The sequence below is a fragment of the Collinsella sp. TM05-37 genome (genome assembly GCF_003436455.1).
Taxonomy (GTDB): domain Bacteria; phylum Actinomycetota; class Coriobacteriia; order Coriobacteriales; family Coriobacteriaceae; genus Collinsella.
This window is the reverse complement of sequence record NZ_QSPN01000019.1, coordinates 1-26,270: the sequence shown is the minus strand read 5'-3', so window position 1 is coordinate 26,270 and position 26,270 is coordinate 1. Positions and strand designations below refer to the sequence as shown.

Annotated in this window: 22 protein-coding genes; all 22 read left to right on the top strand. The window is 59.5% G+C overall.

Features of this window, described 5'->3' with window-relative positions; all coding sequences use genetic code 11:
• The 22 genes from uvrC (at position 1) to DXD48_RS08685 (ending at position 26,147) form a co-directional block, all read left to right on the top strand.
• Positions 1 to 1,941: an excinuclease ABC subunit UvrC gene (gene uvrC / locus DXD48_RS08790; RefSeq protein WP_370446213.1), complete on the top strand. Its 1,941-nt coding sequence runs from the start codon at positions 1 to 3 to the stop codon at positions 1,939 to 1,941.
• Between the two features lie 365 nt (positions 1,942 to 2,306).
• Positions 2,307 to 3,920 carry an ABC transporter substrate-binding protein gene (locus DXD48_RS08785; RefSeq protein WP_117564876.1) on the top strand — a complete coding sequence of 538 codons (1,614 nt, stop codon included), beginning with the start codon at positions 2,307 to 2,309 and terminating at the stop codon, positions 3,918 to 3,920.
• Between the two features lie 157 nt (positions 3,921 to 4,077).
• Positions 4,078 to 5,034, top strand: coding sequence for an ABC transporter permease (locus DXD48_RS08780; protein ID WP_055251823.1), 957 nt, complete (start codon positions 4,078 to 4,080; stop codon positions 5,032 to 5,034).
• A 3-nt stretch (positions 5,035 to 5,037) separates the two neighbouring features.
• Positions 5,038 to 7,053 (top strand): dipeptide/oligopeptide/nickel ABC transporter permease/ATP-binding protein, encoded by a 2,016-nt coding sequence (locus DXD48_RS08775; RefSeq protein ID WP_035138893.1) that lies wholly within the window; start codon positions 5,038 to 5,040, stop codon positions 7,051 to 7,053.
• Positions 7,054 to 7,881 (top strand): ABC transporter ATP-binding protein, encoded by an 828-nt coding sequence (locus tag DXD48_RS08770; protein WP_089573612.1) that lies wholly within the window; start codon positions 7,054 to 7,056, stop codon positions 7,879 to 7,881.
• Positions 7,882 to 7,961: 80 nt separating this feature from the next.
• Entirely contained in the window at positions 7,962 to 8,939 is a 978-nt protein-coding gene (locus DXD48_RS08765; protein WP_117564875.1) for an acetylxylan esterase, read from the top strand.
• Positions 8,932 to 9,783 carry an acetylxylan esterase gene (locus tag DXD48_RS08760; protein ID WP_117564874.1) on the top strand — a complete coding sequence of 284 codons (852 nt, stop codon included), beginning with the start codon at positions 8,932 to 8,934 and terminating at the stop codon, positions 9,781 to 9,783. The genes DXD48_RS08765 and DXD48_RS08760 overlap by 8 nt, the downstream gene beginning before the upstream one ends.
• A 68-nt stretch (positions 9,784 to 9,851) precedes the next feature.
• Entirely contained in the window at positions 9,852 to 10,772 is a 921-nt protein-coding gene (locus DXD48_RS08755; RefSeq protein ID WP_089573615.1) for a dihydrodipicolinate synthase family protein, read from the top strand.
• Positions 10,773 to 10,944: 172 nt separating this feature from the next.
• Positions 10,945 to 11,910 carry an ROK family protein gene (locus DXD48_RS08750; RefSeq protein ID WP_117564873.1) on the top strand — a complete coding sequence of 322 codons (966 nt, stop codon included), beginning with the start codon at positions 10,945 to 10,947 and terminating at the stop codon, positions 11,908 to 11,910.
• Between the two features lie 70 nt (positions 11,911 to 11,980).
• The gene (locus tag DXD48_RS08745) at positions 11,981 to 12,667 is read left to right on the top strand and encodes an N-acetylmannosamine-6-phosphate 2-epimerase (protein WP_022094877.1); all 687 of its coding nucleotides are present in this window, start codon (positions 11,981 to 11,983) and stop codon (positions 12,665 to 12,667) included.
• 101 nt (positions 12,668 to 12,768) lie between these two features.
• Positions 12,769 to 13,689 (top strand): RNase adapter RapZ, encoded by a 921-nt coding sequence (rapZ, locus tag DXD48_RS08740; protein ID WP_022094878.1) that lies wholly within the window; start codon positions 12,769 to 12,771, stop codon positions 13,687 to 13,689.
• A 6-nt stretch (positions 13,690 to 13,695) separates the two neighbouring features.
• A complete protein-coding gene (whiA, locus tag DXD48_RS08735; protein ID WP_117564872.1) occupies positions 13,696 to 14,625 on the top strand; it encodes a DNA-binding protein WhiA in 930 nt (309 codons plus the stop codon).
• A gap of 193 nt (positions 14,626 to 14,818) precedes the next feature.
• On the top strand, positions 14,819 to 15,844 hold the full coding sequence (gene gap, locus DXD48_RS08730; RefSeq protein ID WP_099431436.1) for a type I glyceraldehyde-3-phosphate dehydrogenase: 1,026 nt from the start codon (positions 14,819 to 14,821) through the stop codon (positions 15,842 to 15,844).
• A gap of 140 nt (positions 15,845 to 15,984) precedes the next feature.
• A complete protein-coding gene (gene pgk, locus DXD48_RS08725; RefSeq protein WP_117564871.1) occupies positions 15,985 to 17,175 on the top strand; it encodes a phosphoglycerate kinase in 1,191 nt (396 codons plus the stop codon).
• Positions 17,168 to 17,935: a triose-phosphate isomerase gene (gene tpiA, locus DXD48_RS08720; RefSeq protein ID WP_117564870.1), complete on the top strand. Its 768-nt coding sequence runs from the start codon at positions 17,168 to 17,170 to the stop codon at positions 17,933 to 17,935. The genes pgk and tpiA overlap by 8 nt, the downstream gene beginning before the upstream one ends.
• Positions 17,936 to 17,940: 5 nt before the next feature.
• Positions 17,941 to 19,494 (top strand): 2,3-bisphosphoglycerate-independent phosphoglycerate mutase, encoded by a 1,554-nt coding sequence (gene gpmI / locus DXD48_RS08715; RefSeq protein WP_117564869.1) that lies wholly within the window; start codon positions 17,941 to 17,943, stop codon positions 19,492 to 19,494.
• 164 nt (positions 19,495 to 19,658) lie between these two features.
• The gene (gene secG, locus DXD48_RS08710; protein ID WP_006236144.1) at positions 19,659 to 19,913 is read left to right on the top strand and encodes a preprotein translocase subunit SecG; all 255 of its coding nucleotides are present in this window, start codon (positions 19,659 to 19,661) and stop codon (positions 19,911 to 19,913) included.
• 290 nt (positions 19,914 to 20,203) lie between these two features.
• Positions 20,204 to 21,880, top strand: coding sequence for an ABC transporter substrate-binding protein (locus tag DXD48_RS08705; RefSeq protein ID WP_117564868.1), 1,677 nt, complete (start codon positions 20,204 to 20,206; stop codon positions 21,878 to 21,880).
• Between the two features lie 156 nt (positions 21,881 to 22,036).
• Entirely contained in the window at positions 22,037 to 23,074 is a 1,038-nt protein-coding gene (locus tag DXD48_RS08700) for an ABC transporter permease (protein WP_089572952.1), read from the top strand.
• Positions 23,075 to 23,088: 14 nt separating this feature from the next.
• Entirely contained in the window at positions 23,089 to 24,024 is a 936-nt protein-coding gene (locus tag DXD48_RS08695) for an ABC transporter permease (protein WP_089572954.1), read from the top strand.
• A gap of 2 nt (positions 24,025 to 24,026) precedes the next feature.
• Positions 24,027 to 25,118: an ABC transporter ATP-binding protein gene (locus DXD48_RS08690; protein WP_117564867.1), complete on the top strand. Its 1,092-nt coding sequence runs from the start codon at positions 24,027 to 24,029 to the stop codon at positions 25,116 to 25,118.
• Positions 25,119 to 26,147: an ABC transporter ATP-binding protein gene (locus DXD48_RS08685; RefSeq protein ID WP_117564866.1), complete on the top strand. Its 1,029-nt coding sequence runs from the start codon at positions 25,119 to 25,121 to the stop codon at positions 26,145 to 26,147.
• Positions 26,148 to 26,270: the final 123 nt, after the last annotated feature.

The window sequence follows — 26,270 nt, the reverse complement described above, 5'->3', positions numbered from 1 at the left end:
GTGGCCGGTCACGACAACATTCCAACGCTTGCCGAGCAGGTTTCGCGCGTTCCCACGCAGCCCGGCTGCTACCTTTGGAAAGACGCCAAGGGCGATGTCATCTACGTGGGCAAGGCGAAAAACCTGCGCGCCCGTATGCGTCAGTACGTGACGCTGCAGGACGAGCGCCAGAAGATCCCGCTGATGATGCAGCTGGTGGCGAGCTTTGACTATATCGTGGTGGAGACCGAGCACGAGGCGTTGGTGCTCGAGCGCAATTTGATTGGTCAGTACCATCCGTACTTTAACGTCGACCTCAAGGATGACAAGAGCTACCCCTTTATCGCCATTACAAAGGGCGACCTGTATCCCGCTATCAAATACACGCGTGAGCGTCATAAGCCGGGAACGCGCTATTTTGGACCTTATACCGATAGCCGCGCGGCACGTGAGACGATAGATACGCTGCGCAAGGTTATCCCCATCTGCTCCGCATCCTGTGCGGAGTGGCGTCGTTGTCGCCGTATCGTCGAGTCCCACAAGGGCGAGGAAGACATCGTCAATATGATTTGCGCGCAAAACGGGCGCCCCTGCTTTGACTACCATGTCGGGCGCGGCCCGGGTGCGTGTGTCGGCGTGATTTCCCCGGCAGACTATGCCAAGAACGTCAAGCGTGTCGAGCGCTTTTTGTCGGGCCATCGCAAGGATGTCGTCGATGAGCTGACCTCCGAGATGACGGATGCCGCTGAGGCGCTCGACTTTGAGCGCGCGGCACGCGTCAAACGTCGTTTGGAGGTCATCAGGGGTCTGGACGATCGTCAGCAAGTCGTTTTTCCCTCCAGTGTCGATATAGATGTCATCGGTTTCTATCGCGAGGAGACCATCTCCGCCGCTTGCGTCTTCGTCGTTCGCGAGGGCCGAACAGTTCGCACCTGCGAGTTCATTCTCGACAAGGGTCTTGATGTTGACGAGGAAGAGCTCCAGTCGGGCTTTCTTAAGCGCTATTACGACGAGACGGCTGATATTCCAGCTGAGGTCAACCTTTCCGTCGAGCTTGAGGATGCGGAGGCGCTGGGGGAGTGGCTTGCGGGCAAGCGTGAGCGTTCCTGCCATCTCCATAGGCCGCAGCGTGGCGAAAAGCACCGTCTGCTCGATATGGCATCCAAAAATGCGCGCCATGCTCTCATGCGCTACATGATGCGAACGGGGTACGCTGACGACCGCACCAATCAAGCGCTCCTGGAGCTCGAAAGTGCGTTGGCGCTGCCATCGCCGCCGTTGCGTATCGAGTGCTTCGATATCTCTACACTGCATGGCACCTTCACGGTCGCCTCGATGGTGGTGTTTACCAACGGGCGCGCCGACAAGAGTCAGTATCGTCGTTTTAAAATTCAGGCCGAATTGGACGAGGCAAACGACTTCGTGTCGATGTCCGAGGTTTTGGGACGACGTTATGCTCCCGAGCGTATGACCGACGAGCGCTTTGGCTCGCGCCCCGATTTGCTCGTTGTCGATGGCGGTAAGCCGCAATTGACCGCTGCGATCAAGCAACTTGAGGCTCTTGGGCTCGATATACCAGTTTGTGGCTTGGCAAAGGCCGATGAGGAGGTTTTCGTGCCTTGGGACGAGACTCCAGTCGTGCTGCCGACCGGGTCCGCGTCGCTCTATCTAATTAAACAGGTGCGCGATGAATCGCACCGTTTTGCCATCACGTTCCATCGCGAATTGCGCGATAAAGCCATGACGGTTTCGGTACTCGATGACGTTCCAGGCGTGGGACCCACCAGAAAACGTGCCCTTATGCGCCATTTTGGCTCGATGAAGCGTTTGCGCGCGGCGAGCGAGCAAGAGATCGCGGAAGTTCGAGGCATTCCTGCCGATGTCGCCAAAGCGGTTCACGAGGCGCTCGTTGCATGGAATGCCGAGCGCGCCGAGGCGGCGGCAAAGCAATCCGAAAACTAAACACGCCTCTAAACAACTGATATACATGATTGCGTGATTTTCAATCATTTATTTCACGGCGATTACCAGCCGATTTCGGGTTTAATTAACGCTAAAACGTTTGACTAGCCATGGTGAACAACCCTGCTATCCTGCGGGTTGATGAAGACTGATATCTCACCTCGTCGATACATACTGTCTGGCGAATCGTTTGTCAATGAATTCGGTGAACGGTAGTAAATACCGTTCAAGCGTATGTATGTATCGGTCGCCGAGCGCGGCACCTCAGTTGGGTTCGTCGGTAGGTAAGGTATATATCGTCCGCAAGTTGCGCGGGGGCACGTCTAGGTGCTCCCGGGTAAGATTCTCTATTGATAGGAGAAGACATGGCCATCATCAACAAGGGTATGTCCAGGCGTTCGTTCCTCGGCCTCACCGGCAGCGTCGCTGCTGTCGCAGGGCTTGGTCTCACCGGCTGCGGTGGCAGCTCCAACGACGAGGGTTCCGCTTCCGGTTCCACCGATTCCGCCAACCGTGGCGGCGGCGTGATCACCGCTGGTTCCGCTTACGCTCCGTCCAGCTTCGATCCCGCCAGCACCGGCTCCGCTGTGGGCCTGGGTGCTAACTGGCACGTCGTCGAGGGCCTCTACGGCATCGATTACCACGACTACAGCACCTTCAACGAGCTCGCCACCGACGATCCCAAGTCTGTGGACGACACCACTTTCGAGGTCACCATCCGCAAGGGCGCCAAGTTTTCCGATGGCACCGAGGTCACCGCTGACGATGTCGTTGCCTCCTACACCGCTTGCGCCGCTTCCGCTACCTATGCTCCGTTCTTCCAGCCCTTCGAGTCCATCGAGGCCAAGGACGCCAGCACCGTGACGGTCAAGACCAAGGTCCCCAACTTCTCCCTGCTCAAGGATCGTCTGGCCATCGTCCGCGTTACCCCGGCCACCCAGACCGAGGAGGATCGCGCCAAGCAGCCGATCGGCTCCGGCCCCTGGATGTACGACTCTATCTCCGATACCGAGATCACCCTGGTTCCCAACCCCGAGTACAACGGTGAGTATGCTGCTGAGGATAAGAAGATCCAGTACAGCATCCTGACCGACCCCACCGCTCGCGTTACCGCTCAGCAGGAGGGCTCCACGCTCGTTATGGAGCTCGTTACCGCTGACGCCGTCGACCAGCTCGAGAGCGCCGGCTGCAAGATCGATAACGTTCAGGGTTTCGGCACCCGCTTCATCATGTTCAACGTCGCCAAGGAGCCTTGGAACAACGTCAAGGTCCGTCAGGCTGTCATGTATGCGCTCGACACCGAGAAGATGGTCAGCAACACCTTCGCCGGCCTTGCCACCGCTGCCAGCTGCTACCTGCCCAAGAGCTTCACCAACTATCATGAGGCTTCCACGGTGTACAAGACCGACGCCAAGAAGGCTAAGAAGCTCATCGAGGAGTCTGGCATCACCCCGGGTGCCATCACCCTGCGCACCACCGACAACGAGCAGATTAAGGGCATGGCCGCCCAGGTCAAGAACGACCTCGACGCTCTCGGCTTCGATGTGACCATCCAGACCGATACCTCGCCGGCCACCTACGCTGCCATCGACGGCGGCGAGGCCTACGATATCCTCCTTGCCCCTGGCGATCCTTCCTGCTTCGGCGCCGACCCCGACCTGCTGCTCAACTGGTGGTACGGCGACAACGTCTGGATGCAGACCCGTTGCCCGTGGAAGGAGTCCGCTGAGTGGCAGAAGCTCCACAGTCTCATGGACGAGGCTCTTGCCGCCGAGGGCGACGAGCAGCAGAAGAAGTGGAACGAGTGCTTCGACATCATTGCCGACAACGCCGTTCTGTACCCCGTTGTCCACGTCAAGACCGTCTCCGCTTCCTGGGACGATCCGTCCACTGCGCCCAACGGCGAGGCCCTCGATGGCTTCAAGGGCATCGGCACGACGAGCATGTCCTTCAGGGGCGTTGCGACCGTCAAGGCGTAAGACTCGCTTGAGTCTGTATGCAGGATGTCGGTCGTTGGGACCGTATCCTCATAGTTGAAACAAAGACCCGGGCGACCTCGATGTCGCTCGGGTCTTGTAATGAGTATCCGTACTCATATACCAGTTGGTCCTACCGACAAAAGAAAGGGGAGAGAACGTGAACAACTTGCTACGTTTGATTGGAAGGCGTCTTGTGGCGCTGCCGATCATGGCATTGGGCGTCACCGTCCTGGTGTTCTTCCTTATGTCGTTCTCCAAGACCGACCCCGCCTACACGGCGTTGGGTGACGGTGCCTCGCCCGAGGCGGTTGCCGAGTACCATGAGAAGTATGGTCTGGACGACCCCTGGCCCGTGCGCTACGTGCGCTATATGGGCGATTTGATCCATGGCGACATGGGCACCTATGGTGCTGCTCGCAACTCCGTTGCCAAGCGCATCTCCACGGCCCTGCCCGTCACGATGCAGCTGACCTTCATCGGCCTTGCCATCGGTGCGGTCGTTTCGTTTTTGCTCGGCGTCATCGCGGCACTGTATCGCGACAAATGGCCGGACCAAGTGATCCGCGTCTTTTCCATCGCCGGCTTGGCAACCCCGTCGTTCTGGCTTGCCGTTCTGTTGATCCTGCTGTTCTCTTCCTACCTTAAGGTGCTCCCGGCATCGGGTGCTCTGCCTCACTTCACCACGAATCCGGCTGGTTATCTGGGCCGCATGATTATGCCCGCCATCGCCTTGGCATTTCCGCTGACGGGCCAGATGACTCGTATCGTGCGTACCGCCATGGTCGAGGAGCTCGACAAGGACTATGTCCGTATGGCTCGCGGTGCCGGCGTTCCCGAGAAGGTCGTCGTCGGTATCAACGTTCTTCGCAATGCGCTGATCACCCCGGTCACCACCCTCGGTCTTAAGATCGGTTACCTCATGGGCGGCGCCGTCGTCATCGAGGTTATCTTCAACCTCCCCGGCATGGGCACCGCGATTCTGCAGGGCGTTCAGGGCAACGAGGCGAACCTGGTTCAGGGCGTCGTTATCGTCGTTGCTCTTGCCTTCATCATCATCAACATCGTGGTTGACATGCTCTACCTGCTCATCAACCCGCGCATCAGGACGGTGTAGATTATGGTAAAGATTCGAGAGAAGCAAACCGAGCAGCTCGAGAAGGCTGCCTCCAAGGGGCTCAAGCTCGGTGGCTGGAAGAAGATGACGCTGTCTTCTAAGATTGCCGCCGTCGTGCTGGTGCTGGTCGCCCTGACTGCGATTCTGGCGCCCCTTCTTGCCCCCTATAGCCCGGTCGAGATCTTTACGGCTCGCCAGGCTCCCGGCAACGGATTTATCTTCGGTACCGACGATAAGGGTCGCGATATTCTGTCGCGTATGCTCTACGGTGGTCGTTACTCGCTGATTATCGGCTTTGGCGCCACTGCCATGGCTCTGGTCTGCGGCTCGGTCGTGGGCGCCCTTGCAGCGGTTTCGCGCAAGGCCGTCTCCGAGACGATCATGCGTATCTTGGACATCATCATGTCCATCCCGGGCATCGCCCTCGCGGCCGTCTTCGTCTCCATCCTGGGCAACTCCGTGCCGTCGATCATCTTCGCCATCGGCTTTATGTACACTCCGCAGATTGCCCGTATCGTGCGCGCCAACATCGTGTCCGAGTACGGCGAGGACTATGTCCGCGCGGTCATCGTTTCCGGCGCCAAGGCTCCGTGGATTTTAATCAAGCATGTTCTGCGTAACTGCATCGCCCCGATCATGGTCTTCACCGTTACCCTAGTCGCCGACGCCATCATCTTCGAGGCTTCGCTGACCTTCATCGGCGCTGGTATCCAGGAGCCCACCGCTACCTGGGGCAACATCCTCGCCGACGCCCGCGGCGGCGTGCTCGCCGGCCGTTGGTGGCAGGCGTTGTTCCCGGGCCTGGCCATCATGATCACCTGCCTGGCGCTCAACATCCTCTCCGAGGGCATTACCGACGCCATGGCCGCTGCTCCCTCCGCCGCCCTGGATCCGACCGATTCCTCCAAGCGCCGCGAGGCCGACCTGCTGGTCTCCGACCCCGTTCGCGCCTACAAGGAGCAGGCCCAGTCCCTCTCCGCTCGCCTTGGCGCCCTGCGCGATGTCGAGCTCAAGCGTGACGATCGCCATGTGCCCGACGAGTCTGTCGAACCGATTCTCTCGGTCCGTGACTTCTGCATTCAGTTTGAGCATCACGGTGATATCAACGTCGTCGACCATGTCAACTTTGACGTCCGTCCTGGTCAGACCATGGGCCTGGTGGGCGAGTCCGGTTGCGGTAAGTCCATCACCACGCTGGCCATCATGGGCCTGACCGACGACGATGAGCACCTTTCCGGCGAGGTCCTCTGGGAGGGCCGCGACCTGCTCAAGATGAGTAAGAAGGAGTGGTTCGGCCTGCGCGGTACCGATATCGCTATGGTCTATCAGGACGCCCTGTCCTCGCTCAATCCCTCCATGCTCATCTCTGCCCAGATGAAGCAGCTCACCAAGCGTGGCGGCACCCGTAGCGCCGAGGAGCTCCTGGAGCTCGTGGGCCTCGACCCCAAGCGTACGCTCGAGAGCTATCCGCACGAGCTTTCCGGTGGTCAGCGTCAGCGCGTTCTGATTGCTATGGCCCTTACCCGCGACCCCAAGCTGGTCATCTGCGACGAGCCCACGACCGCCCTGGACGTTACCGTCCAGAAGCAGGTCATCAAGCTGCTCAACGATCTTCAGGCCAAGCTCGGCTTTGCCATGATCTTCGTCTCGCATGACCTGGCGCTGGTCGCCGAGGTCGCCCATAACATCACGGTGATGTACGCCGGTCAGGTTATCGAGCAGGCGCCCACCAAGGAGCTGCTCACCAACCCGATCCACGAGTACACCCGCGGTCTTCTGGGTTCCGTCCTGTCCATCGAGAGCGGTTCGGGCCGCCTGCACCAGGTGCCCGGCGCCGTTCCGAGCCCGCGCGATTTCCCCAAGGGCGATCGCTTCGCGCCCCGCTCGAGCCATCCGCGTATTGGCCTGGACACCCGTCCGGTCTTCAAGCGCGTGCCCGGCACCGAGCACTTCTATTCCGAGCTCCCCGACGAGGTGCTCAAGGCAAATGGTTTGACCCCTCACGCGGAGGTGATGTAGATGAGCGAGACCGCAGTCAACGGCGTCGAGCCGATCATCTTCCTTGATGACGTCCACGTCACCTTTAGGACCCGTACCGGCTCGATTCTGCACCCTAACCTGGTTCACGCCGTCCAGGGTGTAACGATTAGGCTCATGCCCGGTCAGACGATCGGCATCGTCGGCGAGTCCGGTTGCGGTAAGTCCACCACCGCCAACGTCATGTGCGGCCTGCAGGCCCCCACGAGCGGCAAGGTCTACTTTAAGGGCAAGGACGTTACCAAGCGTACCGCCGAGGACCGTCGCCACATGGGTCGCGTCATCTCGGTCGTGTTCCAGAACCCGGCCACGGCACTCAACCCCCGCATGGTCGTTCGCGAGCAACTGCTCGACCCCATGCGCGTCCACAACCTGGGTACCGAGGCCGAGCAGGAGAAGCGCGTCAAGGAGCTCTTGGAGCTCACCGGTCTGCCCAGCTCCGCCGCCGAGGTTCTTCCCGGCCAGCTTTCGGGCGGCCAGCGCCAGCGCGTCGCAATTGCCCGTGCCCTGTCGCTGAACCCCGATGCCATCATCGCCGACGAGCCCACCTCGGCTCTGGACGTTTCGGTCCGCGCGCAGATTCTGAACCTGCTGACCGACCTTAAGAAGGAGCTCGGCCTGGCCATGGTGTTCATCAGCCATGACATCCAAACGGTCCGCTATATCTCTGACGACATCATCGTTATGAATGGCGGCAAGATCGTCGAGCAGGGCGAGGCCAAGCAGGTCTTCCAGCACCCCCAGGACCCCTACACCAAGATGCTGCTCGGCGCTGCGCCGTCGCTGCTGCATCCCAAGCTCGGCGAGTAGCCTCGCTTTCCCTCCCGTGCGCCCGGTTCCCTTGCCGGGCGCACCTCCGTTGCGATTTCGAAAGGTTGGGTTCACGAGCCATGCCAAGTGCTCAGGAGCTACAACATCAATTTGGTGAATATCGAGGCGCCATGCCCCGTCCATCAGATTTCGATCTCTTTTGGAAGGATCGCATGGCCGAGGCCGACGCGGTCGGGCTTGACTATGCGATCGAGACGGCATCGGTCACAGATGCCGTGACCTGCCAGCTTTTCGACCTCTGGTATACCGGCATGTGTGGCGCTCGCCTGCATGCCAAGTACCTTAAACCCGTCTCGGACGAGCCCGTGCCATTGGTACTTCAGTTCCATGGATATCCGGGTGCAAGCCGCAGCTGGTTTGAGCAGGCGTCGTTTGCGGGCATGGGCATGGCACTCATCGCCCTCGACTGCCCCGGTCAAGGAGGTCCCTCCGAGGACATTGGTGGATTTGAGGGCACAACGGTCGCGGGCCATATCGTCGCCGGTATCGACGGCGACCCGGCCAACCTCTACTATGTCCGCTTGCACCAAGATATTCGCATCCTGTGTCGCATCGTTCGCGAGCTCGAGGGCATCAATCTTGCCCGTGTGTTTGTGAACGGCGCGTCGCAGGGCGGCGGTTTGGGCATTGCGACCTGTGCACTTAACAGCGAGCTTATCAATCGCGCCGCCATCCTCTATCCCTTCCTGTCGGATTTCCGCCTGGTCTGGGATTTGGATGCCGACGACATTGCCTACGAGGGCCTGCGCTATTGGTCTCGCTGGTTTGACGAGGACTCGACTCGTATCGACGAAGCCTATGCCAAGCTGGCGTACTTCGATTCCAAGAACTTTGCCCCTATGGTCAAATGCCCCGTGCTGTTTGGCACCGGCACAGCCGATACCGTCTGTCCGCCAGCGACGCAGTTTGCGGTCTATAACAACCTGACCTGTGAAAAGCGTCATGAGTTCTTTGAAGGCTTTGGCCACGAGGAGATTCAGGATTTTGACGATCTGATCATTCCGTTTTTCTGCAAGGGAGGGGAGGCTCATGTCTAAGTGCGAGAGCAATGTCGGCGAGCTGATTGTCCCCGACCTTGTGGGGATTCCCGGGACGGTTTCGTCAAGGCTCGCTGAATATCGGGACTGGCACGGTGATGTTCAGGCAGATGTTTCTGATTTGGAGACATGTGCTATGGATCTTGAGATTCAAAGCCTGACCATTACGGCGATCGATTTCGCCAATCCGTATGCCCGCTACTCTGAGGTTTCCTTTGAGCTTGGTGGCGATGTGGTCCACGCACGTTTGATCGAGCCTGCCGGTCGCGCCCGAGCATCCGAGCTTGTGCCGCTATGTCTGATGTTTCACGACATCGACCGACCCGTGCGGGGATGGCATCACATGACGAGGTTTGCGGCCATGGGATATGCCGTGCTTGCGCTGGACGATGAGGCGATTGGACCCAGCGATCTGCGGCAGGGGATTACCTCGCCTGCTTTTGTCAGGCGCGTCCGTTGGGGCTGCGCGTTGGCGGAGGTCGCGCGCAATCTTGATGGCATGGACCCCGACCGCATCTTTGCATGGGGCGAGGGTCTTGGCGGCGGAGTCGCGCTGGCGGTTTCTGCTCTGGACGAGCGGGGCCTCGCCCGCACGGCGGTTGCCAATCCGCTTCCTGGCGGCCTCGAGGTGCTGTCGTCTCGGGTGCGCGGATCGGTGCTCATGGACACATCGCTTATGGATACCGTGAGCGATCCCAAGGATCAGTTTGCCGTATTCAACGGTCTTGAGTGTGACCGGAGGCATATCATCTATGCAAAATACGCTCACGAGCGCATCAATGCGTTCGAAAACGAAGTCGTAGACTTTTTTAACCAAACGTTCCACTCGTGTTCTTTGGCCTAGACGGCCTGGACACTGCCAACAAGAGTGGGTGGCATAGGGCCGCCCGCCAGACAACTAAGGAGATTCTTGTGGCAACTCAGAAATTCACCGGCGTTATCCCTCCCGTCGTTGTTCCCGATACCGAAGATCACCAGCTCGATGTTGCCTCCTTTGAGCGCAGCATCAACCGCATGATCGATGCCGGCGTCGATGGCCTGTTCTTCTTGGGCTCTTCGGGTGAGGTCGTTTTCTCCACCGACGAGCGTCGTCGCCAGATCATCGCCGAGGCCGTCCGCATCGTCGACCACCGCGTGCCTGTTCTGGTCGGCATCATCGATACCGAGACCGAGCGCATGATTGAGCACGGCAAGGTCGCTCAGGAGCTGGGCGCCGATGCCCTCGTCGCCACCTGCCCGTTCTATGCCCTGCAGGGCATGACCGAGGTCGAGGAGCACTTCCGCATCCTGCACGAGGAGCTTGACCTGCCCATCTTTGCCTATGACATCCCCGTCTGCGTTCACACCAAGCTCCCCTGGAAGCTCCTTGCCAAGCTCGGCGCCGAGGGCGTCCTTGCTGGCGTCAAGGATTCCTCGGGTGATGACATCTCGTTCCGCTACCTCGTTCAGGAGAACGAGAAGAACGGCCATCCGATGAGCATCCTCACCGGCCACGAGGTTGTTGTCGACGGCGCTTACCTCGGTGGCGCCGACGGCTCTGTCCCGGGTCTCGCCAACGTTGAGCCCGAGGGCTACGTTCGTCAGTGGAAGGCCGCTCAGGCTGGTGACTGGGCTACCGTCAAGGCCGAGCAGGATCGCCTCAATGAGATTTCGCACATCTGGGATGTCACCTCGGGCGTCCAGGGCTATGCCGGTGGCGTCGGCGCCTTCAAGACCGCTATGAACCTCATGGGTATCTTCGACAGCCCGACCATGCCGCGCCCGGTGAAGGCCATGACCGGCGAGAACGTCGAGGCTATTAGGAAGGTCCTCCAGGACAACGGCCTCCTGTAAAGCTTTCCCAGGCACCCGACCTCGCCGTTCAACCGTGTGGCCATGACTATTAGGTCAATGGCCACACGGTTTCTCGGCGATCTTGGGCACCAGGAAAACCTTTACTGCGCTGTGACGGCTAGCCTGACGGCGCATTTCCTATAGTTGTTTTTTATCTCCGAAGGAGAGCGACATGGAGAACAAGTACGTCTGCTCTGTCGATATCGGCGGAACTAAGATTGCGACTGCCATTATGGAGTATCCGGCTGATGGCAGCGTGCCCCATCCGGTCTTTGAAGCTGAGGTTCCCACCGAGGCCCAAGAGGGCGGTGAGGCCGTCTTCCAGCGTATCGAGGCGTCCATCAAGGCTGCTCTCGAGGCGAATCCCGATGTCGAGGTCCTTGGCGTCGGTATCGGTGCCGCCGGCGTCGTCGATCCCAAGACGGGCGCCATCGCGTATGCCAATGAGATCATGCCCGGCTGGTCCGGCGTTCAGTTGGGGCCGCGTCTGCGCGAGGATCTCGGTCTTCCCGTTGCCGTTGTAGGCGACGTGCAAGCTCATGCTCTGGGCGAGGCCCGCTGGGGCGTCGGCAAGGGCAAGTTCTCCGTCTTGTGTCTTGGCATCGGTACGGGCATCGGCGGCGCATATGTCGAGAACGGCCGCGTGATGCAGGGCTTCCATGGTGCTGCTGGCCATATGGGCCACATCGAGTGCTCGGCTGCCGCCGGCATTCCCTGCGCCTGCGGGCGTTCCGGCCATCTGGAGTCGGTTGCTTCGGGCACTTCCATTGGTCGTATGTACGATGAGCGCTTTGGCCGTGTCGACCCCAGCCGTCCTTCGGTCGGTCGCGATGTGAACGACCTGTGCCGTGCAGGCGACGCAAAGGCGACCGAGGTCATCCATGATGCCGGCTTTGCGTTGGGTGCCAGCTTGGGCTCGCTCGCTAACATCCTGGACCCTGAGGTCATCGTGCTTTCGGGCGGCGTGATTCACCAAGGTCCCGATTGGCGTTCGCAGACGTGGAAGGATTCGGTGCACGAGGGCTATGCCAGCCAGGCGCTCGATCCGCTTCAGGACACGCCGATCCTCATCGGTTCTCTGGAGGGCGATGCTCCGCTCATCGGTGCCGCTGAGCATCTTCTTGCCTCGTTGAAGTAAACGTATCTGCTGTAGGAGCCTCCCGAGACAACACGCCTCGGGAGGCTGTTCTGAGAAAGGTTGCAGCCTTATGACCGTCGATCCTTTGATTCAATCCCTGAAGGGCAAGCTCGTCGTGAGCGTTCAGGCGTATATGGGCGAGCCGCTTCGTACGCCCGAGACCATGGCTCAAATGTCTCGCGCTTGCGAGCTTGGCGGCGCCGCCGCCATTCGCTGTCAGGGCCTTGCCGACATTGCCGCCATTAAGGGTCGCTGTGAGGTTCCTGTTATCGGCCTGTGGAAGGATGGGCACGAGGGCGTTTACATCACGCCGACGCTGCGTCACGCTCGCGCCTGCGTTGCCGCGGGTGCCGATATCGTGGCGATCGATGCCACCGATCGTCCGCGCCCCGATGGCAAGACGGTCGAGGATACCTTCCGTCCGCTGCACGAGGAGGGTGTGCTCCTGATGGCGGATTGTGCCACCATCGAGGACATTCGCCGTGCGGTTGATATGGGCTTCGACCTGGTATCTACCACGCTCTCTCACGGTGTCGCCGCCATCGACTGCACCATGGCCGATGGCCCCGACCTGCCGCTCCTGCGTCAGGCGACCGAGGAATTCCCCGGCCTTCCCATCATTTGCGAGGGTCGCGTGCATACGCCCGAGGAGGCTCGCGCCGCGATCGATGCTGGCGCCTGGGCCGTTGTCGTCGGCACCGCCATCACGCACCCCACGAGTATTACAAGTTGGTTCAAGGCTGCGCTTGAGGCGTAAGACAGGCCTCGTATCCGCTCGGGGCGGTATACTCAATAAAGGCAATTGACCGCGCGGGATCCGGGTTGCTGGGTCCCGCGCTTGTTTTCGGGAGGCAGCACATGCAAAAGGGAGATGCCATGGATGCGGCGGAGCGCTCGGAGCGCATCCCCGATATCGTCATCATCACCGGAATGTCCGGATCGGGCCGCACGCAGGCCATGCACGTGTTCGAGGACATGGGCTATTTTTGCATCGATAACCTGCCTCCGCGTCTGATCGCCCAGCTTGCCGAGCTCGTCGGCATTAATACGGGCGTGGGCAGGCATCTCGCCGTCACCTGCGATTTGCGTAGCCAGGGCTTGTTCGATGAGCTGCTCGATGCGGTCGCCGCGCTCGAAGAGCGCGAGATGAGCTGCGACATCGTGTTCCTGGAGGCTTCTGACGAGGTGCTGATTCGTCGCTACAGCGAAAATCGCCGCCGTCATCCCATTGCCAAGCCGGGGGAGACTACGGCCGATGCCATTCAGCGCGAGCGCCTTCAGCTGCAGGGCGTGCGCGATCGAGCCGATATGATTATCGACACGAGTCGTCTGCGCACCTCTGCGCTGCGCAACAAGCTACGTATGGCATTTTCCGAGCTGTCCGACCAACAGCTCATGGACGTCCATGTGTTCTCGTTTGGCTTTAAGCACGGCATGCCCGTCGAGGCGGACATTATGATCGACGTCCGCTTCCTGCCCAATCCGTTTTACGATCCCGAGATGCGCACGATGACCGGTCTCGATAAAAAGGTCTCCGATTTTGTTCTGGACCACCCCAAGACGCAGGAGTTTTGGAAGGCTTGGACACAGCTGCTCGATACGGTGATGCCGGGCTATATCGCGGAGGGTAAGCCGCAGCTTTCTATCGCCATCGGCTGCACGGGCGGACAGCACCGTAGCGTCGCCATTGCCGAGGCCACGGCCCGTTACCTGGAAGGCGCCCAGTATCACGTGAGCATCTCCCACCGCGACCTGTCGCGCGCCAACACGAAGGCATAGGCCTGCATGTCGTTTACCGCTGAGGTGCGCGACGAGCTTGCGCGCTGCGAACCCGAATGTGAATACTGCGATTTGTCGACGCTTGCCGCCCTGACGCGTGTGAGCGGTACGCTTTCGTTGGCCGGCTCCGGGCGGTATCGTTTGACGGTCGCGACCGAGACGGGAGCCGTCGCGCGCACGATGATCACGCTGACGCATCGCATCCTTAAGCTCAAAACGGAATTCACCGTTCGTAAATCGGTCTTGCATAAGGTCCGTAACTATCTCATTACCCTGCCCGATCAACCCGACTTGGACAAGGCTCTGGTGCTGCTGGGCATTCTAGACCGCAGAGGAGGGCTCGTCGCTGGTGTTCCCCGACACATCGTTGCCCGTCCCTGCTGCAGGCTTGCCTACATCCGCGGCGCGCTCATCGCGGGCGGCTTCGTGGCCGATCCACGCGGCGATTTCCATTTGGAGATCGCGGTGCAGGGCGAGCAGTATGCCCGGGGACTTTGCGACCTGTTGGGGCAGATTGGGGTCCATGCTCGTGTTAATGCGCGGCGGGGGTCATATGCCGTGTACATTAAGAGCGCCGAGGAAATCGAGCATCTATTAAAGCTGATTGGTGCCAAGCGCAGCGTTGCCGAGATTGAGGAGGCGCGCGCGGTCAAGTTGGTTAAGAACGATGTGAACCGTCGCGTGAACGCCGAGCTCGCCAACCAGACCAGAAGCGCCGGTGCTGCCCAACATCAGCTTGCGCTTATCGATGAGCTCGAGCAGCGCGGCCTTCGCGATGCGCTTCCGGATGCCTTGGCGGTCTTTTGCGACCTGCGCGAGCGCTATCCCGATCTGTCGCTGCGTGATTTAGGGGAGATGGCTGACCCTCCCTTGTCGAAGTCGGCCCTCTACCATCGAGTTTTGAGGCTTGAAAAGCTCATTGAAGCAAACAGGTAGTTTATAGTATCGACTTATATACGGATTTAGCTGCTATTTTATTCTTTAAAACGTTTTAACGTAAATTTGATTTTCAATTTCGACTATTCTCGTGAAATTCAAGTCAAAAAAAAGGTATATTAGGCGAGTGGTTAGTTTGTGGGCCTCAACGGCGGGCGCTGTAGCTTGCGGGGGCCTTACGAAAGGAGACACAATGGCAGTAAAGGTTGCTATTAACGGCTTCGGTCGCATCGGTCGTCTGGCTTTCCGTCAGATGTTCGGTCATGAGGGCTCCGAGATCGTCGCTATCAACGACCTCACCTCTCCCGACATGCTCGCTTACCTGCTGAAGTACGACTCCACGCAGGGCAACTACGCTCGCGATCACGAGGTCGTTGCTGGCGAGGATTCCATCACCGTTGACGGCAAGGAGATCAAGATCTACAAGGAGGCCGACGCCAACAACCTGCCTTGGGGCGACCTCGACGTCGACGTCGTTCTCGAGTGCACCGGCTTCTATACCAGCAAGGCTAAGGCTCAGGCCCACATCAACGCTGGCGCCAAGAAGGTCGTCATCTCCGCTCCGGCCGGCAGCGATCTGCCCACCATCGTGTACAACGTCAACCACGAGACGCTGACCGCTGAGGACAACATCATCTCCGCTGCTTCCTGCACCACCAACTGCCTCGCCCCGATGGCCAAGGGTCTGAACGACTTCGCTCCCATCGTGTCCGGCATCATGACCACCATTCACGCCTGGACCGGCGACCAGATGCCGCTCGACGGCCCGCAGCGCAAGGGCAACAAGCGTCGTAGCCGCGCCTGCGCCGTCAACATCGTCCCCAACACCACCGGTGCTGCCAAGGCTATCGGCCTGGTTCTCCCCGAGCTCAACGGTAAGCTCATCGGTGCCGCCCAGCGCGTCCCGACGCCGACCGGCTCCATCACCAACCTCTACGCTGTTGTTGACAAGAAGGTCACCGTCGACGAGGTCAACGCCGCTATGAAGGCCTACGCTTCCACCATCTCCGAGACCTTCGGTTACAACGAGGACGACATCGTCTCCACCGACATCATCGGCGAGACCCACGGCTCCATCTTCGACGCCACTCAGACCATGTGCTCTGACCTCGGCAACGGCCAGACCCTCGTTCAGGTCACCTCTTGGTACGACAACGAGAACTCCTACACCTCTCAGATGGTCCGCACCATCAAGTACTTCGAGAAGTTCGTTGCTTAATTTAGCTTTTAGCGAATAGCTCGTTGAGCGTCTAAAGAAGGGCGCGGCCTCATAGGGCTTACACCCTAGGGTCGCGCCCTTTTTATAGGAAATCGTCTGCCGTAATGGGAGGCAGACACGTACGAAAGGTAGAAGCAAACATGGCCTTTACCAAGAAGACCGTCCGCGACATCGATGTCGACGGCAAGCGCGTTCTCGTCCGCGTTGACTTCAACGTGCCTATCAAGGATGGCGTCGTTGGCGATACCACCCGCATCAAGGCTGCCCTGCCCACCATCAACTACCTCGTTGAGCACAACGCTCGCGTCATCCTCATGAGCCACCTCGGCCGTCCCGATGGCACCGGCTTCCAGCCCGAGCTCTCCCTTGAGCCTGTCGCCAAGAAGCTCGCTGAGCTCTCTGGTCTCGATGTTGCCTTTGTCGCCGACACCTACGGCGAGAAGGCTGCTGAGGCTGTTGCCGCCGTCGAGCCGGGCAAGGTCCTCGTTCTCGAGAACGTCCGTTTTGACAAGCGCGAGAAGAAGAACGATCCCGAGATCGCCAAGAAGCTCGCTTCCTATGGTGACGTCTTCGTTCTCGATGCTTTCGGTACCGCTCACCGCGCCCAGGGTTCCGTCGTGGGTCCCGCCGCTTACCTGCCTGCCGTCGCCGGCTTCCTGCTCGAGAAGGAGGTCGACACGCTGACCGGCATCTTCGCCGAGCCCGAGCGCCCCTTCGTTGCTATCGTCGGCGGTTCCAAGGTTTCCTCCAAGATCGGCGTTCTCGATCACCTCATCGACTCCGCTGACACCCTGATCATCGGTGGCGGCATGGCCTACACCTTCTTCCTGGCTCAGGGCCTGACCGTCGGTCAGTCCCTCAAGGAAGAGGACTGGGTCGAGCGCGCCGGCGAGATGCTCAAGAAGGCCGAGGAGAAGGGCGTCAAGATCCTGCTCCCCATCGACAACCGCGTTGCCGATCACTTTGGCGAGGACGCTGTCCCCGAGGTTGTCGCTTCCGACGCTATCCCCGACGATCGTGAGGGCATGGACATCGGCCCCAAGACCGAGGAGCTCTACGCCGAGGCCGTCAAGGGCGCCAAGACCGTGTTCTGGAACGGCCCCATGGGTGTATTCGAGTTCGACAACTTCGCTCACGGCACCCAGGCTATCGCCGAGGCCGTCGCCGAGGCCGACTGCACCTCGATCATCGGCGGTGGCGACTCTGTCGCGGCTGTCAACAAGTTCAACCTGGCCGACAAGATGAGCTGGATCTCCACCGGTGGTGGCGCTTCCATGGAGCTCGTCGAGGGTAAGGCCCTGCCCGGAGTGGAGGCGCTTCTCGATGCCTAATCGTACCCTTCTTATCGCTGGTAACTGGAAGATGAACAACGACGTCGCCGAGGCCGCCAAGCTCGCCGATGAGCTGGCTCAGGCTCTGCCCGAGGTTCCGGCTGGCGTCGAGGTGCTCGTCTGCCCTCCGAACATTGACATCACCACGGTTCATGACCGCATTCAGGCTGCCCCCATCGCCCTCGGTGCACAGAACGTGTACTGGGAGGCCAAGGGTGCCTTCACCGGTGAGTCCTCTTGCGACATGCTCAAGTCCGCTGGCTGCACCTACTGCATCATCGGTCACTCCGAGCGTCGCGACTACTTCCACGAGACCGACGAGGATCAGAACAAGAAGGCCAAGGCCCTCGTTGCCGCCGGTCTTGTTCCCGTCTTCTGCTGCGGCGAGTCCCTCGAGGTCCGCGAGGCTGGCACCTATGTCGAGCACGTCGTGAACCAGGTCAAGGCTGGCCTTGCCGGTCTTGAGATCACCTGCCCCAAGCAGGTCGTCGTCGCCTACGAGCCCATCTGGGCCATCGGCACCGGCAAGACCGCTACCGCTGAGGACGCCCAGGAGGTCTGCGGCGCTATCCGTGAGACCCTCAAGGAGATGTTTGGCGAGGAGCTCGCTAACGGCATCCGCGTTCTCTATGGTGGCTCTGCCAAGCCCGGCAACATCGCCGAGCTCGTCGCTAAGCCTGACGTTGACGGCGCCCTCGTGGGCGGCGCTTCGCTCAAGGCTGCCGACTTCGCCTCTATGGTCGTCAAGGCAGGCGAGTAGGACATATGGCACAGCGTCATCTTCCTGCACTCCTGATCATCATGGATGGCTGCGGCCTTGCTCCGGCCGATGGCGAGAACGCCGTCGCCGCTGCCAAGACGCCCTTCCTTGATAGCCTGTACGAGAAGTATCCTCACACCACGCTCGGTGCTTCGGGCGAGGACGTGGGCCTTCCCGACGGTCAGATGGGCAACTCCGAGGTAGGCCACCTCAACATCGGTGCCGGCCGCATCGTGTTCCAGGAGCTTTCGCGCATCAACAACGCCATCAAGGACGGCTCCATCGCCAAGAACGAGGTTTTCGTCAAAGCTATGGACGACGTCAAGGCCGAAGGCAAGACCCTGCACCTCATGGGCCTTATGAGCCCTGGCGGTGTTCATTCTCACATGAACCACGTCGAGGCTCTGGTCAAGATGGCTGCCCAGCATGGCGTCAAGACCGTTCGCGTCCACGCCTTCATGGATGGCCGCGACGTCGACCCGCAGTCCGGTGCCGGCTACATGAGCGAGTTCTGCGCTTTCCTGGCTAAGATCTCCGAGGAGACCGGTTGCGACGCTCGCGTTGCCACCGTTTCGGGCCGCTATTGGGCCATGGACCGCGACAACCGTTGGGAGCGCATCCAGCGCGCCTACGACGTCATGGTCAACGCGTCCGATGCCGATACCGACCCCGTTGCCGGTATCAAGGCCTACTACGAGAAGGATCCGCGCGGCGACGAGTTCGTCGAGCCTTTCGCGGCCCACAACGAGGGCATCCACGAGGGCGACGCGGCCATCTTCTTCAACTTCCGTCCCGACCGCGCTCGTCAGATGACCCGCGTGTTCACGGACAAGGAGTTCGATGGCTTTGAGCGCGAGCAGATTAAGCTCTCGCACTTTGTGACGATGACCGAGTACGATCCGACGTTTGACGTCGAGGTCGCCTTCCCCAAGACGTTCCCCGAGAACGTCCTGGCCGACGTTATCGCCGCCAATGGCCTGAAGCAGCTGCACACCGCCGAGACCGAGAAGTACGCTCACGTGACGTTCTTCCTCAACGGCGGCATCGAGGAGCCCAAGGAGGGCGAGGAGCGCGTGCTCGTCGCTTCCCCCAAGGTCGCTACCTACGATCTGCAGCCCGAGATGAGCGCTCCCGAGGTTACCGAGAAGCTTGTCGCCGCTATCAACGAGGATCGCGCTGATTTCTACATCGTGAACTTCGCAAATTGCGACATGGTTGGTCACACCGGTGTCTTCGACGCCGCCGTTAAGGCCGTCGAGGCTGTTGACGATGCTCTGTCCAAGGTTGTCCCGGCGATTCTCGCCAAGGGCGGCTTTGCGCTGATTACCGCCGACCATGGCAACGCCGATCACATGTTTGACGTTGCTTCCGACGGTTCCAAGCATCCGTTTACGGCTCACACCACCAACCGCGTGCCGTTCATCATCGTTGATGATAAGGCCAAGCTCACCGGTATCGAGGACGGCCGTCTTTCCGATATCGCTCCGACCATGCTCATCATGGCTGGTATTGAGCCTTCCGCCGAGATGACGGGTCGCGTGCTCGCCACCGAGGCCTAATAGAAAACAAATACCGTTTTCTAGTAAGGGGGTTGTCCACAACCGGACGACCCCCTTTTTGGTATTTCTGCCATTTCTGCCCCGTCCCTAAATGGCAGGTGGGGGAGTGTTGGAGGTTGTGGTACAGTACTGGAGTTTGAATCGTTCTATTAAGGAGCTTATCTATGGGTCCGTTTCAGATTCTTCTGTTTGTCGTTTGGGCTGTTTCTGCCGTGGCGCTGACGATTCTCGTTCTGATGCATTCCGGTAAGGGCACCGGCGTTTCGGATATGATCGCTAGCTCGCTGTATAACTCCAGCTCTGCCACGGGCGTCATGGAGCAGAACCTCGATCGCCTGACGGTAATTATGGCCGTCGTTTTTGCCGTGTGTGTCGTTCTGTGCATGTTCTTCTTCCCGCAGGGCATCGTCGGCTACTAAGCATCGGCGTATATACGTTTGTAAAGGGTCCCGCATGTGCGGGGCCCTTTTTGTTTACAGACTTGTAACAGAGCCAAAATATCCCCACATACTTCGCCCAACTAAAGAAATTCTCGACCGTTAACCGGAATCAGCGCCAAATTGTGCATAAAATGCGCTACTGTATTGCAAAACGTTGGCCCGCATTGCATAACCAGCCATAACAGCGGACCGCGTTTGAATGGTTCGATTGGGCTGTCTCGACGTTGCCCGGCCGAATTCACTTTGTCCTATCTCATAAGGAGGATGGCATGGCTGATTCTATGTTCCACCAGCCCGTTATGGGTCGTCGCGCCTTTGTTGGCGGCACCCTCGCTGCGAGCTCCATGGCTTTTCTTGCCGCATGCGGCAAGAAGGGCGGCGACGCTTCCGGTTCTGAGTCCGGTTCGACGCTGAACTTCTACATCAACAACCCGGTCTGCATCGACCCCTACAACGTCCAGGAGGATCAGGGCACTCAGGTCGAATACCAGCTCTTCGACGCTCTGACGGAGTACGATAACGAGAAGGGCGAGATCGTTCCGCTGGCTTGCGAGTCCTTTGAGGCTAACGACGACGCCACCGAGTTCACCTTCAAGATCAAGAAGGCCAAGTTCCATAACGGTGACGACGTTACCTCCAAGTCCTTCAAGCTCGGTTGGGAGCGCCTGGTCAACACCAAGTCGGCCATCGCTACCGAGTATGGTCCTTCCGAGGTCTCCTATCACCTTTCCATGGTCGAGGGCTATGACGATCTGGTTGCCGGTAAGGCTACCGAGCTGACCGGTGTCACCTGCCCGGATGACGAGACCCTCGTCGTCAAGCTGACTTCTGCCTACGCCGACTTCCCCTTCGTCGCCTCTCACCCGGCTCTGTCCCCGGTTCCCGAGTGCGCCGAGACCGATGTCAAGAGCTTCTATCTTGCCCCGGTCGGCAACGGCCCGTTCATGATGGACGGTAAGTGGGAGGATGGTCAGGAGATCAACCTCAAGAAGTTCGACGATTATTATGGCGACAAGGCCAAGATCGACGCCATCCACTTCCAGGTCATCAAGGACGTGGAGACCGCTTACAAGGAGTTCCAGGCCGGTAACCTTGATGTCTGCGACGTTCCCGTTGCTCAGATCGACGCCGCCAAGAAGGACCGCGGCGAGTCCAAGGATGGCTACACCATGAGTGATGGTGCGCGCATGCTACTCGGTTCCGAGCCTTCCACGTACTATCTGACGTGCAACACCACGGCCGAGCCGTTCAACAACGCTGACCTGCGCAGGGGCATTTCCTTGGCTATCAACCGTGAGGCCATCTGCAAGACCATCTTCAAGGGTACCCGTACCCCCGCTGACGGCATCGTTCCTCCGGGAATCGCCGGCTACAAGGAGGGTGCATGGGAGTTCTGCGAGTACAACGTTGATAAGGCCAATGAGTACCTCGACAAGGTCGCTCCTGCCGGCGCTAACGGCGACCGCGGTATCAACGTGACCCTTTCCTACAACCAGGACGGTGGTCACAAGGAGATCATGGAGTCCATCATCGGCGACCTCGCCAAGGTGGGCGTCACCGCCGTCTCCGATACCCCTGAGTGGTCTGCCCTGCTCGAGCAGTATCAGAACTTCAACTATCAGTTCGGCCGTCTGGGCTGGATCGCCGATTACCCGATCATGGACAACTTCCTGTATCCGCTGTTCCACTCCGACTCCCTGGGTGGCGACAACCGCTCCGGTTACAGCAACCCCGACTTTGACGCCAAGGTTGACGAGGCCCGTGCCACGGTTGACGACGACGAGCGTATCGCCAAGATGCAGGAGGCCGACGCCATGGTCGCCGCCGACTGCCCGGTCATCCCGGTGATGTTCTACACGCACACCATCGCTGGCTCCGACCGCGTCAAGTACCTCTACGTTGATCCGCAGAAGCACGCCGATCTGGGTACCGCTGAGCTCGCCTAAGAGTTTGCAGCTTCCGTGAGGGTCAAGTATTTACGTAGACCTCATGGGAAACATACAGTTCCCCCTAACCTGGGGTAAACTGGCTGATGGTAATTTTGGGATGCCGGTCTGGCGATCGGCATCCCATTTAGGTTAATCCCTAGATAGGGGAGTGGTATGGGTAAGTACATCGTTAAACGTGTGCTTCAGTTCATCCCGGTGTTTTTGGGCGTCACGCTGATTCTGTTCGCCCTCCAGAATATCGTGCCGGGAGATCCGATCAAGCTGATCGGTGGAGACAAGGCTCTGTCCCCCGAGGTAGAGCTTCAGCTTCGCGTACGCTATCACCTGGTCCAGACGGACGAGGACGGTAACGCGATCCTTGACGAGAACGGCGATCCCGTTCAGACGTCGCTTGTAGACCGTTATCTGTATTACATGAACGGTCTGCTTCATGGCGATCTGGGTAATTCGTACCAGCGCAAGCTGCCGGTTACGGAAATCTTTGCCCAGAAGTATCCGTATACGGTCAAACTCGCCGCGTGCGCCATCGTGCTCGAGGCGATCATGGGTATCGGTGCGGGTATCATTTCGGCGGTAAAGCGTTATTCCTTCTGGGATATTTTGGTAACGCTGACCACGTCGATCCTCGTTGCCGTTCCCGCCTTCTGGCTCGGCATGCTGCTGCAGCTGTTCTTCGGCGTCATCCTTAAGGACCTCACCGGCGGCGCATTCTCCATGCCGATTTCGGGTGCCGGCGGTTCCAGCTCTCAGTATCAGGATTGGATGCACTATGTGCTTCCGACCATTACGCTGGCTTCGGTTTCGACCGCTTATGCTGCCCGCATTATGCGTTCGCAGCTGCTTGACGTCATGAACCAAGATTACATCCGTACGGCAAAGGCCAAGGGTCTCTCCAATCGCGCGATCATCATCAAGCATGCGCTTAAGAATGCACTCATCCCCGTCGTTACCTATATTGGTGTCGACTTTGGCGGCATGCTTTCGGGTGCCATCCTGACCGAAACGGTCTTTAACTGGCCCGGTATCGGCTATGAGGTCTATCGCGCCATTAGCATGCGTGACTGGCCCATCGTTATGGGCGGCGTTACGCTCATCGTCGTCGTCGTCATGGTGATCAACCTGCTCGTCGACATTAGCTATGCATTCCTCGACCCGCGCATCCGCCTTGGCGGTCCGTCGGATAAGGCCTAAGGGAGGTACGTCTCATGCAGGAAACTGATTCTCAGTCTCAGGAGCAGGCTACCGCCACCAAGGCCGCATCTGCTCCCGCCAAGTCCCGCACGCTGTGGGGCGACGCTTTTAAGCGTCTTCGCAAGAACAAGCTCGCCGTTATCGGTGTCTGCTGGATCATCGTCGTCGTTTTGGTTGCCCTGACCGCAGATCTGTGGGCTAAGCCCTGGCTCGGTTCGCCGACGGCTTCCGACTCGACCACCATGGCCGAGACGTCGCTGCTGGCTCCGTGTGCCGAGCACCCGTTTGGCACCGACGCCCTTGGCCGCGACATTCTCGTTCGTGTTATCTACGGTGCACGTGTTTCGCTTTCCGTCGGTATTATGGCCACCGCCATCTCCACGGTGATCGGTCTGGTCATGGGCGCCCTTGCCGGTTTCTATGGCGGCATCTGGGATACGATTATCATGCGCTGCGCGGACATCTTCCTGGCGTTCCCGTACGTGCTGTTCGTCGTCGCCATGATCGCCGTTATCGGCCGTGGTCTTCAGAACGTCTTTATCGCCATCGGTATTCTCGGCTGGCCTTCGATTGCGCGCGTCTTCCGATCCGCGATCCTGACGGTCAAGGAAAACGACTATGTTGACGCTGCGCGCGCGATGGGCGCATCCGATGCTCGTATCGTCGTGCGTCACATCTTCCCGAACTCCGTCGCCTCCATCGTGGTCTACGCGACCATGAACATTGGTGGTGCCATTTTGACCGAGTCCGCTCTGTCCTTCCTCGGCATGGGCGTTATCCCGCCTACGCCTTCGTGGGGCTCCATGATTCAGGACGGTCAGCAGTATCTTCTGACTGCTCCCTGGATGATGATCATGCCCGGTCTGGCAATTCTCTCGACGGTGCTCGCCTTCACCCTGCTGGGTGACGGTCTGCGCGACGCCCTCGACGTCAAGATGAAGGACGCATAAGGATGAAGAAGAACAAGAACTATGTGGACCTGAAGGACCAGCCGGTTCCCGAGGGCCAGCATTTGCTCGAGGTCGATGACCTTAAGATGTATTTCCACACCGAGGATGGCGTCGTTCGCGCTGTCGACGGTGTCTCCTACACGCTCGATCGCGGCGAGACCTTGGGCGTCGTCGGTGAGTCCGGCTCCGGTAAGTCCGTGACCGCCATGACCATCATGGGCCTCATTTCGATGCCTCCGGGAAAGATCGAGGGCGGCGACGTTCGCTATCGCGGTCGTTCTATCCTCGAAATGACCGAGGAAGAGATGCAGCACATTCGCGGTAACGATATCGCGATGATCTTCCAGGATCCTATGACCTCCTTGAACCCGGTCTATAAGATCGGCAAGCAGGTGGGCGAGGGCCTTCGTCTGCACCGTGGCTATTCCAAGCAGGAGGCGCTCAAGCGTGCTACCGAGCTTTTGGACCTCGTGGGTATCCCCGAGCCCGAGAAGCGCGTCAATGAATATCCGCACCAGTTCTCCGGCGGAATGCGTCAGCGTGTCATGATCGCTATGGCTCTTGCCTGCGACCCCGATATCCTGATTGCCGACGAGCCCACGACTGCCCTGGACGTTACCATTCAGGCTCAGATTATTGAGCTTATGCAGGAGATGCAGGAGAAGAACGGCAACGCCATTATCATGATTACCCATGACCTGGGCGTTGTCGCCGATATGGCCGACAAAATCATGGTTATGTACGCCGGCCGTCCCGTCGAGTTCGGTACTGCTGAGGAAATCTTCTACGAGAGCCGCCATCCCTACACCTGGGGTCTTATTCGCTCCATCCCGGAGCAGGCCATCGATGAGAAGAAGCCGCTGACGCCGATTCACGGCAACCCGCCTTCGCTCATGAACCTGCCCGAGGGCTGCGTCTTCTCTCCTCGCTGCCCCTATGCGACGGACAAGTGCCGCAAGCAGCGCCCCGAGCGCGTTGTTACCGAGTCCGGCCACTATTCTGCGTGCCATTATTCCGGTGACCCCGAGTTCCTCAAGAACGCCCCTGAGACGTCCCGCACGCGCAAGGATTCCAAGAAGGGAGGCGAGGCGTAAATGACAGACAATAACGAGCGCACTCCGCTGCTGAAGGTCGAGCATCTTTCTAAGGAGTTCCCCGCAGAGTCCGGCATGTTCGCCAAGCGTTTTTCCAAGCGCGTCGTCTCTGCTGTGAATGACATTTCGTTCGAGATTTATCCGGGCGAGACCTTTGGCCTGGTCGGCGAGTCTGGTTGCGGTAAGTCCACCACGGGCCGCACCATCATGCGCCTGACGAAGCCGACGGCAGGTAAGGTGTTCTTCCAGGGCAAAGATGTTGCCGAGATGAGCAAGCACGAGATCAAGGATATGCGTCGCGAGATGCAGTTTATCTTTCAGGATCCCTATGCTTCGCTGAACCCTCGTATGACGATTGGTGAGATCGTCTCCGAGCCCATGACCATTCATGGTGTGGGCACCAAGGAAGAGCGTATCGAGCGTGTCCGCGAGCTGCTGGATGTCGTCGGTCTGAACCCCGAGCACATCAACCGCTATCCGCACGAGTTCTCGGGCGGCCAGCGTCAGCGTGTCGGCATCGCCCGCGCTTTTGCGCTGAAGCCCAAGCTGATTATCTGTGACGAGCCGGTATCCGCTTTGGATGTTTCCATTCAGGCCCAGGTTCTGAACCTGCTTAAGGAACTGCAGGACAAGTTTGGTACGGCGTATCTCTTTATCGCCCACGACCTGTCCGTCGTGCAGCACATCTCCGATCGCGTTGCCGTTATGTATCTGGGTAAGATGGTCGAGGTTTCGGATTGGAAGACGCTCTATAGCGAGCCTCACCACCCGTACACGCAGTCGCTGCTGTCTGCCGTGCCGGTGCCCGATCCGGATATCCAGAAGACCCGCAAGCGCATCATTCTCGCTGGCGATCCGCCGTCGCCGCTGGATCCGCCGACCGGTTGCCGTTTCCACACGCGCTGCCCGATCGCGCAGGGCATCTGCTCCGAGAAGCTTCCCGAGTTTAAGGAAGTCGCACCGGGTCACTGCTGCGCCTGCCACTTCGCCGAGCCGTTCCCGATCAAGGAATCGCACATCGACCTGTAGTCGGTGTTCTCGTTCGGGCCCGCCCTGGTGTTGCTTTTCAGAATGTCCTCGGACATGTCGGAAGCCCCGCTGCGCGCTACGCGCTGCGGGGCTTCCTCCGTCCTGCGGGACGTTCTGAAAAGC

Bases quoted from the DNA above. Each gene is read 5' to 3' on its own strand.
- DXD48_RS08785 (WP_117564876.1), top strand. From the start codon at position 2,307: ATGGCCATCATCAACAAGGGTATGTCCAGGCGTTCGTTCCTCGGCCTC.
- DXD48_RS08775 (WP_035138893.1), top strand. From the start codon at position 5,038: ATGGTAAAGATTCGAGAGAAGCAAACCGAGCAGCTCGAGAAGGCTGCC.
- DXD48_RS08770 (WP_089573612.1), top strand. From the start codon at position 7,054: ATGAGCGAGACCGCAGTCAACGGCGTCGAGCCGATCATCTTCCTTGAT.
- DXD48_RS08765 (WP_117564875.1), top strand. From the start codon at position 7,962: ATGCCAAGTGCTCAGGAGCTACAACATCAATTTGGTGAATATCGAGGC.
- DXD48_RS08760 (WP_117564874.1), top strand. From the start codon at position 8,932: ATGTCTAAGTGCGAGAGCAATGTCGGCGAGCTGATTGTCCCCGACCTT.
- DXD48_RS08750 (WP_117564873.1), top strand. From the start codon at position 10,945: ATGGAGAACAAGTACGTCTGCTCTGTCGATATCGGCGGAACTAAGATT.
- DXD48_RS08745 (WP_022094877.1), top strand. From the start codon at position 11,981: ATGACCGTCGATCCTTTGATTCAATCCCTGAAGGGCAAGCTCGTCGTG.
- rapZ (WP_022094878.1), top strand. From the start codon at position 12,769: ATGCAAAAGGGAGATGCCATGGATGCGGCGGAGCGCTCGGAGCGCATC.
- whiA (WP_117564872.1), top strand. From the start codon at position 13,696: ATGTCGTTTACCGCTGAGGTGCGCGACGAGCTTGCGCGCTGCGAACCC.
- gap (WP_099431436.1), top strand. From the start codon at position 14,819: ATGGCAGTAAAGGTTGCTATTAACGGCTTCGGTCGCATCGGTCGTCTG.
- pgk (WP_117564871.1), top strand. From the start codon at position 15,985: ATGGCCTTTACCAAGAAGACCGTCCGCGACATCGATGTCGACGGCAAG.
- tpiA (WP_117564870.1), top strand. From the start codon at position 17,168: ATGCCTAATCGTACCCTTCTTATCGCTGGTAACTGGAAGATGAACAAC.
- gpmI (WP_117564869.1), top strand. From the start codon at position 17,941: ATGGCACAGCGTCATCTTCCTGCACTCCTGATCATCATGGATGGCTGC.
- secG (WP_006236144.1), top strand. From the start codon at position 19,659: ATGGGTCCGTTTCAGATTCTTCTGTTTGTCGTTTGGGCTGTTTCTGCC.
- DXD48_RS08705 (WP_117564868.1), top strand. From the start codon at position 20,204: ATGGCTGATTCTATGTTCCACCAGCCCGTTATGGGTCGTCGCGCCTTT.
- DXD48_RS08700 (WP_089572952.1), top strand. From the start codon at position 22,037: ATGGGTAAGTACATCGTTAAACGTGTGCTTCAGTTCATCCCGGTGTTT.
- DXD48_RS08695 (WP_089572954.1), top strand. From the start codon at position 23,089: ATGCAGGAAACTGATTCTCAGTCTCAGGAGCAGGCTACCGCCACCAAG.
- DXD48_RS08690 (WP_117564867.1), top strand. From the start codon at position 24,027: ATGAAGAAGAACAAGAACTATGTGGACCTGAAGGACCAGCCGGTTCCC.
- DXD48_RS08685 (WP_117564866.1), top strand. From the start codon at position 25,119: ATGACAGACAATAACGAGCGCACTCCGCTGCTGAAGGTCGAGCATCTT.